Genomic DNA, 8,297 nt, shown 5'->3' with positions numbered 1-8,297 from the left:
GAGTTCAGTCAGAATTCAGTGTGCTATGAGCACAAAGCCTTTTCAGAAGACTTCAGTCTTGAACGGCGACTTTAAGTCGCAGACATTTATGTCTGAACCCACCTGCTTTAGCAGGTGGTCGTTTAGTTTTACGAAATCACAATTGAATTATACATGAAGGAACATACGTTTGCAATTAAAAGTTACGAATTTCGACACATCTGACAGATAGAGCGATGATCTATAGTGACATTTTGAAAGAATCCGTAACAACAACAATAAGGACCGATGTGATTAAAAAAATTAAAGCAATTTGCCTTTGCCCCGCAGTATATAAAGCCCATGCGCTTGCTGAGAATACAATGAGTTTCAGCAGCAATCGTAACGGCAGTCCAACCGGAAAGGAAGCTTTTGGGGCAAGAAACACGCCCCAGAATACGGCAACTATGGCAGGTACGCCAATACCAACCACCCATTTTAAGAATATTTTTCCCTGCAAGTGAAAACCCCAATAGCTGAAAGCGGCAAGAGCTGCAAGTTCGATAAAAAAGGCGAGAGAAAGTAAGATAAGTTTGACGAACGACATTTGCAGGCCCCTTTTTTTAATTTTTGGGTTGATTCGCTCTGAGATAATCAGGAAGCTGATCAAAGGGATTAATGACGGATTGCCCGTGACAAACTTCCAATCGGGCGGGTTTCAACCGATCAATGATCACAGCGCTGCGGACAGCTTCTGCCATATCGCCTGTAAACATCGGCATCGGGCGGCGTAATTTGCCTTTTCTTGATGTGAATAAGTCTCCGGAGAGCAGCACCTTATCTTTTTCATGGTAATAGACGACATGTCCCGGGGAGTGGCCGGGTGCAAAATACGGAGTGAGCCCGCCGATCGGCAATATCTCCCCATGTTCCTCTTCAGGCAGAATTTTCACCAGACCTTTTGGAACCGATGCCTGCGCTTTTTTGCGGCGCGGGTAGGGGAGATCTCCCTCCATATAAGGGATCTCTTTTGCATAAGCGTAAACAGGAACAGGATGGTGTTCCAGGATTTTCTTGATGGCACCGACATGATCGCTGTGTCCATGTGTCAGAACAATCTGATGCAGCGATCCGTGATCGATCGCTTCAATAAATCTCAGAATCCCCTTCGTCATTCCGGAGATTCCTGCATCGACCAGTGTGACTCCTTTTTCATCAGCTACGATCCATACCGTAATGGGGATCAGCACCCATGTTTGCAAACTCCAGATGTGTTCCGAGATTTGTCTAATTTTCATAGTCGTTCACTCCTTGTTAAGTTTTAATCGGAAACCTGCCAGCAGGACATCAAAAGCAGTATCGAAAGTCGGCATAAGTCTTCGAATCAATACATCCAGCGGTTCCTCAGAATCCATATAAGTCCCGACAATCCCCCGCAGCATGTAGAAAAAGATTCGTGAGAACTTCAAAAGTTCCTTGTCATCAATATGTGGCTGCAAACATTCTTTCATAGCCCGCTTAAGCTGATTAAAAATTTCGATTCTAATTTCATTAATCTCCAGCCGGGGATATTCCTCATCTACCCGGACAGATTTTGTTTCAAAGAAAATACGGTACATACTTCGATTCTCGAGACAAAATCGGATAAAGAGAGAGCACAGGGACTTTAACTGTTGCTCCGAGTAAATATTTACCTCGGATAAAATCTGATCCATTTGTTGCTTTAATTTTAATAACGGTGGTTTAGACAGCGCCTGAAGCAGATCTTCCTTATCTTTAAAGTAAATGTAAATCGTCGTGTGCGAGCATCCGGCTTTTTTGGCAATCTGCCTGATCGTAACTGACTCGTAACCATTCGTTGAAAAAAGATTTTTGGCAGCACTAAGAATCTCATTTTTAGTCGTCTCTGCATGAAGCAGCTGTTTACCTGACAACAGAAACATCTCCTCTTATAGTAACCATTGGTTATATTATAACCAATGGTTACATAAAAAGCAAAAGATATGTACTTTAGATTTATCTATTAAGTAGGGTTTTTATGGTAAAATATTTTGTGAAAAGCTAAGAAAATGCAACTCTTCAATCCTATTTCTTCAGGAGGCATGATCATGCCATACAGCACCGATGAACAAATTGAATTGCTTGCACAAAACATGCGGATTATATCGAAAAAGTTGAAATGGATCTCTGCGAATACGTCAATGCTCGTTGCGGCGCAATTTACTGGAGCCGGAAAAGTATTTGATGAAGAAGCATTCCGGGAAATGGATCGGGCGCTGAAAAGGGAAGCCGGCTGGTTTTCTGTATTAAGTCAGGATATTCGCTATTGTCTGAGTACACTTCTTTTAATGAAAGATGCCGAGGCATCAGGAATAGAGATGCTTTTTAATAATTATCGAAAGTTGGTCAAAGCTGGATTTTCACGGGAGCAGCAGACTTATTTGGCGGCAGCACTGTTTGTTGGGTCAGAAGAAAATTTGAGCTCGATCATTGAGAAAGCCGAGGAACTGTATCGGCTGTTGAAAAAGAAACATTTTGTACTGACAAACAGAGGCGATGTTTCTCTAATTCTCCTTCTCTCACAACTGAATGAAGATGCTGTCAGCCTTATTGATCGGGAAGAGTTCTATTTTAACGTGATGCAGAAATATGGCTTTCACAAAAATAATGATTTGCAGACATTATCCTGCATGCTCGCTTTTTTATCTGATGAACCCAATAGTGAACTTGCTGATAAATGTGCCTCTGTAAAAGAGATGACACGAGCGGGGAAGTTGAGACTTCAGTCGAGCTGCTATCCCGTTTACGGAATCATTGCTCTTTTGAATAATGAGAACCAGGCTGTTCAGAATATTTTGGAACTGTACCAGTCGATGCGTGAGCAGAAGTTCAGTTTTTTTATTGATAAGAACTTTTATTTTCAGACTGCTGCTTTTCTTTATACAAAGGCTCAGCTCAATCAGGATTCTCAGAGCCTTGCAATAGATCCGGGGCTTCTCGCAATGGCCGATTCGTTGATCCGTGCCCAGGAAGCGGCACAAGCTGCTACAATTGCCGCATCCACTAGTGCCGTTATTGCCGCTAGCAGCAATGGGGGAAACTGAAACTAAAAAATGATCGCTCTTAATGATGACATATAGGAACAATTGAGCTACGGTCTTTCTGTTTTGTTTCATTTTCCTCATATTTATGTGTTTAATTAAATGAATCCACCATATCAGATATGGCGGGTCAAAATAAAATTGTATCTTTTTCTGAACAAGCGTAAAATAACTTTTGGATACATAAGCTTTGGATAGATATTATTTTTTTAATATAAATCCGGAACTTTTTGAGTGGCCACTGCGTAGTTAAGTAACGAGAGAAAAAGGAGTGACTTTTTTTATGGCCAAAAATTATGACCTGGTCCTATTAGGAGGTGGCACCGGCGGATATGTTGCGGCAATCCGCGCGAGCCAGCTCGGGCTGAAAACGGCCATCGTTGAGAAAGAGGCGCTCGGCGGAACATGCCTGCATAAGGGCTGTATCCCTACAAAAGCGCTGCTGCGAAGTGCCGAAGTGTATACGACAGTGAAAAAGAGCGAAACTTTTGGAATTGATATATTTGATGCAGTGCTCCGCTTTTCCAAAGTGCAGGAACGGAAACAGAAAATTGTTGAACAACTTCATAATGGCGTTCTCCAGTTGATGAAAAAAGGTAAGATTGATATCTACAAGGGTTTTGGACGGATTCTTGGCCCTTCGATCTTCTCACCGATCCCGGGAGCGATTTCGGTTGAATACGAGGACGGGCGCGAGAATGATATTCTGACATCGAAAAATTTAATCATAGCTACCGGATCTAGGCCTCGCTCATTAGAGGGGTTGGAAATTGATGGAGAACGGGTCATGTCCTCAGATGAAGCACTTCAACTGACGGAATGTCCATCCTCAATACTGATTGTCGGTGGCGGAGTTATTGGTGCCGAATGGGCATCCATGCTGGCTGATTTCGGTGCGAAAGTGACCGTTGTGGAGTACACAGATCGATTGGTTCCGACAGAAGACGCCGCTATTTCACAGGCGATGGCCCGAAACTTTAAAAAGCGGGGCATCGCGATATTTACGAGAGCCAAGGTTCTTCCGGAAACATTGCAAAAATCAGATTCGATTTCTATAGAAGCTGAAATCGGAGGCAGGCGGGAAACGTTTGCTGCGGAAAAAATGCTTGTCTCGGTTGGCAGGTTGCCCAATACTGAAGATATCGGTCTTGCCAACACATCGATTGAAACGGATAGAGGCTACATTCGAACAAACGCACTTCGCCAGACAAAGGAATCTCACATCTATGCGATCGGTGATGTCATCGGGGGTCTGCAGTTGGCTCACGTGGCGGCACGGGAAGGGATTAAGGCAGTGGAGCATCTTGCCGGCCTTCCCGTTGAGCCGCTTGATGAGGGACTGGTGCCAAAGTGCATCTACACACATCCTGAAGCGGCATCGATCGGATTGACTGAAGCGGACGCAAGGAGAGATCATGATGTAAAGATCGGAAAAGTTCCTTTCGGCGCGATAGGTAAGGCGCTTGTTTATGGCGAATCAGAAGGGTTTGCCAAAATCATAGCGGATAAAGATAGTAACGATATTCTTGGTGTTCATATTTTCGGACCTCATGCGACCGATCTGATCGGTGAAGCAGCACTGGCAAGGCTGCTGGATGCCTCGCCGTGGGAAATTTCAGAAACCATTCATCCGCATCCGACTTTGACTGAGGTCATCGGTGAAGCGGCACTGGCAGTAGACGGGAGAGCGATTCATATATGATACAGTTGAACAAGGAGGAAAAGGTCATGCAAAATCGTCATCATGCTTTGGGATTTTCAGACCAGGATGTTTTAAATATGTACGAAATTATGCTGGAGACGCGCCGATTCGATGAACGTCTGTGGCTGTTAAATAGATCAGGAAAGATACCGTTTGTTGTTTCAGGACAGGGACAGGAAGCGGCACAGGTCGGAGCGGCATTCGCGTTAAACAAAGAGAAAGATTACGTTGCTCCCTATTACCGAGATTATGGCTTTGTTCTTGCATGGGGCATGACCCTTCGCGAAATGATGCTGAATAATTTTGCGAAAGCGGAAGATCCGAACTCGGCGGGGCGGCAGATGCCCGGGCACTTCAGTTACAGAAAGCTTCGGATGCTGACCCATTCATCACCGGTAACGACTCAGAATCCGCACGCGGTCGGCGTTGCACTGGCCGCAAAGCTAAAGGGCGATGATATTGTCAGCTTTGTGACTTTTGGTGAAGGGTCCTCTAACCAGGGCGATTTTCATGAAGCCTGCAATTTTGCGGGTGTGCACAAACTCCCGGTCATTTTCTTGTGTGAAAATAACCATTATGCGATCTCAGTCGGATTGAAACATCAGTTGTCATGTGAGCATGTCTCTGATCGTGCCAAGGGCTATGGGATGTTCGGAAAAACATTTGACGGTAATGATCCCCTGGCTGCTTACGCTGCAGTGAAAGAAGCAGCCGACCGGGCACATCGCGGTGAAGGACCATCTCTTCTCGAAGCAAACTTTTATCGGCTGACGCCGCACACAAGTGATGACAATGATATGACGTACCGAACTAAAGCGGAAGTGGATGAGGCGAAAAAGCATGATGGGGTTCTGACTTTTGCCGCATACTTGCGTGAACTCAATATCTTGACGGCCGACAAAGAAAAAGAAATGGAAGAACGGATCAAGAAGGAAATTGACGATGCGACGGATTATGCTGAAAAGGCGCCTTTTGCTGATCAGGACTCCGTTCTCCGTTATGTGTATGAAGAAAGGGACTAAGGGGGATTAATCGTGGCAGTTATTTCTTATATAGAAGCAGTGACACAGGCACTTAAAGAAGAAATGGAGCGTGACGAGGACGTCTTTGTCATGGGGGAAGATGTCGGCAAAAGAGGCGGTGTCTTTCAAGCTACCAAGGGATTGTACGAAGAATTTGGTGAGAAACGAGTCATTGACACACCATTAGCTGAATCAGCAATTGTCGGTGTCGGAATCGGAGCGGCGATGTACGGCCTGCGTCCGGTTGCTGAGATGCAGTTTTCTGACTTCATGCTTCCGGCGGCAAACCAGATTATTTCCGAAGCGGCGAAAACGCGTTATCGCTCGAACAATGACTGGACGGTGCCGTTGACAATCCGTGCCCCTTATGGCGGCGGCGTACACGGCGGACTCTACCATTCTCAATCGATGGAGGCTATTTTCGCCAATGTGCCAGGGCTTAAAATTGTCATGCCATCTACACCTTATGACGTTAAAGGATTACTGAAGGCATCGATCCGATCAAATGATCCTGTCATCTTCTTTGAACATAAAAGAGCGTATCGGTTGATCAAGGGTGAAGTTCCGGAAGGAGACTACACGCTTCCAATAGGCAAGGCTGATATCAAAAGAGAAGGAAATGATGTCACCGTCATTTCCTATGGCCTTGCGGTGCACTTCGCGCTTCAAGCAGCTGAAAAGCTTGCTGAATCTGGAATTTCAACGCATATTCTCGATCTGCGGACGGTTTATCCTCTTGATAGAGAAGCTGTTGTAAACGCAGCAAAAAAGACGGGTAAGGTACTGCTTGTGACTGAAGACAATAAAGAAGGTAGCGTTATGAGTGAAGTGGCCGCTACCATTGCTGAAAACTGCCTGTTCGACCTGGATGCGCCGATTAGAAGGCTTGCTGCGCCGGATGCGCCATCAATGCCGTATGCGGCACCATTGGAAAAACAATTTCTGCTGAGCTCGGAGAAGCTTGAACAAGCGATCCGAGATCTGGCGGAATATTAAGGGAGGCGGCGGAATCAATGAGCATTGAGAAAATGGCTATGCCGCAGCTGGGAGAGAGTGTTACTGAAGGAACGATTAGTCAGTGGCTCGTTTCAGTCGGAGACAAGGTCAATAAATATGATCCGATTGCAGAAGTAACAACAGACAAAGTCAATGCGGAAGTCCCGTCAAGTTTTTCAGGGAAGATCACCGAGTTACTCGCGAGCGAAGGCGATACCCTGCCGGTCGGACAGCCGATCTGTGCTATAGATGTGGAAGATGGGGAAACCCCTCCTAAAGATTTGATAAAATCGGAAGAATCGATGCCTGGGGCTGCTGCGCCCGAAGAAAAAGATACTTCTATGAAAAAGCGCTATTCACCAGCAGTTCTCCGGCTCGCTCAAGAAAATAATATTGATCTCAAACAACTGAACGGTACGGGCAGGGGCGGACGGATTACACGTAAAGATGTGGAAAAAGTCGTTGCGGAAGGCCTGATACCAGCTGAAGAGCCGAATTCGGAGACCGGGAAATCCACTTCGGGTGCCGCTTCATTTGCGGACGCCATGGCTCAGGCTGCTGCGGTGCAGATGACGACTCAACCTGCTGTTGATGAAGCTGGTGATGTGGATGTGCCGCTTACCGGCGTTCGCCGTGCCATCGCCAGAAACATGGTCCGCAGCAAGCATGAAATTCCTCATGCTTGGACGATGATTGAGGTTGACGTTACGAATCTTGTGAATTACAGGAATCAGATCAAAAATCTCTTTCAGAAAAAAGAAGGCTATAAGCTGACTTATCTGCCTTTTTTCATAAAGGCGATTGTTGCGGCGCTTAAAGAGTACCCGCGGATGAACAGCACATGGGCCGGTGACAAAATTATTGAGAAAAAAGCAGTCAGCATATCGCTTGCGGTTGCTGCCGAAGACGCGCTCTATGTCCCGGTGATCAAAAATGCGGATGAAAAAAGCATCAAGGGACTGGCCATCGCAGTGGACGGACTTGCTTCGAAGGTTCGCAACAACAGTCTGTCGCCCGAAGACATGCAGGGCGGGACATTCACCATCAACAATACGGGATCATTCGGTTCCATTCAGTCGCAACCGATTATTAATTATCCGCAGGCGGCCATTCTTTCAATTGAATCAATTGTGAAACGGCCGGTCGTTGTCAATAATATGATTGCGATTAGAGATATGGTCAATCTCTGTATTTCCATTGATCATCGTGTACTTGATGGTCTGATCACCGGTCGTTTTCTCGCCCGTGTTAAAGAGCGACTGGAAAATATCTCTCCTGAAAACACACCGATTTATTGATTTATTACGTAAATCAATAAATACCTAAAGGGTGTATCATTAAATATTCCCCCCATCCCAAAATCAAAGTAGGGATGGGGGGAATATTTTAAACCTGCATTCCCATATAGTGTAACGATAATCCTACTTAAAACTGCCGAAAACACTTATATACAGCGGTTTTTTTATTGACTTTATCCTCGTTACATATTATAATATATGTAACGAGGAGTTGGCAGCC

8 protein-coding genes are annotated in these 8,297 nt (G+C 45.4%); 5 read left to right on the top strand and 3 right to left on the bottom strand.

What is annotated here, in order from left to right; all coding sequences use genetic code 11:
- Positions 1-220: 220 nt before the first annotated feature.
- The 3 genes from E4665_RS17695 to E4665_RS17685 are packed head-to-tail and all read right to left on the bottom strand — an operon-like array spanning position 221 to position 1,892.
- Positions 221-565, bottom strand: a complete 345-nt coding sequence (locus E4665_RS17695; RefSeq protein WP_135350129.1) for a YrdB family protein — start codon at positions 563-565, stop codon at positions 221-223.
- Positions 566-581: 16 nt separating this feature from the next.
- Positions 582-1,256 carry an MBL fold metallo-hydrolase gene (locus tag E4665_RS17690; RefSeq protein ID WP_135350128.1) on the bottom strand — a complete coding sequence of 225 codons (675 nt, stop codon included), beginning with the start codon at positions 1,254-1,256 and terminating at the stop codon, positions 582-584.
- A gap of 6 nt (positions 1,257-1,262) precedes the next feature.
- Positions 1,263-1,892, bottom strand: coding sequence for a TetR/AcrR family transcriptional regulator (locus tag E4665_RS17685; protein WP_135350127.1), 630 nt, complete (start codon positions 1,890-1,892; stop codon positions 1,263-1,265).
- A gap of 174 nt (positions 1,893-2,066) precedes the next feature.
- Between E4665_RS17685 and E4665_RS17680 the strand changes: the two genes are divergently transcribed.
- From E4665_RS17680 to E4665_RS17660, 5 genes are all read left to right on the top strand, one after another.
- Positions 2,067-3,062: a DUF4003 family protein gene (locus E4665_RS17680; RefSeq protein WP_167815249.1), complete on the top strand. Its 996-nt coding sequence runs from the start codon at positions 2,067-2,069 to the stop codon at positions 3,060-3,062.
- A gap of 280 nt (positions 3,063-3,342) precedes the next feature.
- Positions 3,343-4,761, top strand: coding sequence for a dihydrolipoyl dehydrogenase (lpdA, locus tag E4665_RS17675; protein ID WP_135350125.1), 1,419 nt, complete (start codon positions 3,343-3,345; stop codon positions 4,759-4,761).
- A 26-nt stretch (positions 4,762-4,787) separates the two neighbouring features.
- A complete protein-coding gene (locus E4665_RS17670; protein WP_422067269.1) occupies positions 4,788-5,783 on the top strand; it encodes a thiamine pyrophosphate-dependent dehydrogenase E1 component subunit alpha in 996 nt (331 codons plus the stop codon).
- Positions 5,784-5,795: 12 nt separating this feature from the next.
- Entirely contained in the window at positions 5,796-6,779 is a 984-nt protein-coding gene (locus E4665_RS17665) for an alpha-ketoacid dehydrogenase subunit beta (RefSeq protein WP_135350123.1), read from the top strand.
- Positions 6,780-6,796: 17 nt separating this feature from the next.
- Positions 6,797-8,077, top strand: coding sequence for a dihydrolipoamide acetyltransferase family protein (locus E4665_RS17660; protein WP_135350122.1), 1,281 nt, complete (start codon positions 6,797-6,799; stop codon positions 8,075-8,077).
- Positions 8,078-8,297 lie beyond the last annotated feature (220 nt).

Origin of the sequence: Sporolactobacillus shoreae (assembly GCF_004684935.1) — a bacterium.
Lineage (GTDB): Bacteria > Bacillota > Bacilli > Bacillales > Sporolactobacillaceae > Sporolactobacillus > Sporolactobacillus shoreae.
This window is presented reverse-complemented; position numbering and strand designations above follow the sequence as displayed.

What these genes read in the sequence shown, in the direction of transcription:
- E4665_RS17670 (WP_422067269.1), top strand. Translation starts at nt 4,788, where the DNA reads ATGCAAAATCGTCATCATGCTTTGGGATTTTCAGACCAGGATGTTTTA.
- E4665_RS17680 (WP_167815249.1), top strand. Translation starts at nt 2,067, where the DNA reads ATGCCATACAGCACCGATGAACAAATTGAATTGCTTGCACAAAACATG.
- E4665_RS17690 (WP_135350128.1), bottom strand. Translation starts at nt 1,256, where the DNA reads ATGAAAATTAGACAAATCTCGGAACACATCTGGAGTTTGCAAACATGG.
- E4665_RS17660 (WP_135350122.1), top strand. Translation starts at nt 6,797, where the DNA reads ATGAGCATTGAGAAAATGGCTATGCCGCAGCTGGGAGAGAGTGTTACT.
- E4665_RS17695 (WP_135350129.1), bottom strand. Translation starts at nt 565, where the DNA reads ATGTCGTTCGTCAAACTTATCTTACTTTCTCTCGCCTTTTTTATCGAA.
- lpdA (WP_135350125.1), top strand. Translation starts at nt 3,343, where the DNA reads ATGGCCAAAAATTATGACCTGGTCCTATTAGGAGGTGGCACCGGCGGA.